Origin of the sequence: Parafrankia sp. FMc2 (genome assembly GCF_041008525.1) — a bacterium.
Classification (GTDB): Bacteria; Actinomycetota; Actinomycetes; order Frankiales; family Frankiaceae; genus Parafrankia.
This window is the reverse complement of record NZ_JBFLUG010000458.1, coordinates 1-818: the sequence shown is the minus strand read 5'-3', so window position 1 is coordinate 818 and position 818 is coordinate 1. Positions and strand designations below refer to the sequence as shown.

Here is an 818-nt window from a genome sequence, read left to right as displayed (position 1 = left end):
GCAGGCCCTAACCGCCGTATCGGCATCCCATCACCGGCGTTCTTTCTTAACGAGGCTTCCATCGAGGCTTCACCTTATTCACCCTTCCGGTCTTCCCCTTGCCTGTAGCCTGTGGATGGATCACCGACCCTTGGGCTTCCCCCCGGGCTTCACACCCCGCGCATGGAGTGCATACGCGACGCATGCCGGAGGCGGGGACGGGCTGTGAGCACTAGCCCGGAGCCGAATCGTCGACCACGTCGACCCTCCTCTCGTTCCGCTCACTCACACATTGCGACCTCGCGTCGCACCACGTGGAAGAAGTCCACGGCCAGCATCGTCGAGGCCTGGGTGCGCAGGAACTGCCGCCACGTCGTGTCGGTCTGCCGTTGCGGAGCCGGGGGCAGCCCCAGGGACTTCAGGACCCGGCGGATCGTGGAGGCGCTGACCCGGTGACCGAGCTTGAGGAGCTCGCCCTGGATCCGCTGATAGCCCCACGTCGTGTTCTCGGTCGCGAGCCGCTCGATGAGGGTCACGATCTCCGTGCCGACCGGTGGCCGACCCATCCGCTGTGGATGGGTCCATGTCCGTGTGATCAGGCGGCGGTGCCACCGCAGGACGGTGCCGGGCGTGACCAGCCGGTGCGCTCGCAGCGCTCTGGGCAGGAGTCGGATCAGTGCGGTGAGCACCGCCCGGTCCGCCCAGTCCCACCGGGGCTTGGGCTGGGTACGGCGCAGCACCGCGACCTCATGCCGCAGCACCAGCAGCTCGATGTCCTTCGAGGCTGACGAACGGCCGAGGAGAACCAACCAGCCACACACCCGCACGAAGATCAGATA

General features: G+C 67.0%; 1 pseudogene. It reads right to left on the bottom strand.

The features are described 5' to 3' along the window. Positions 1–290: 290 nt before the first annotated feature. A pseudogene (locus AB1460_RS37915) lies at positions 291–818 on the bottom strand (transposase); the annotation flags it as partial.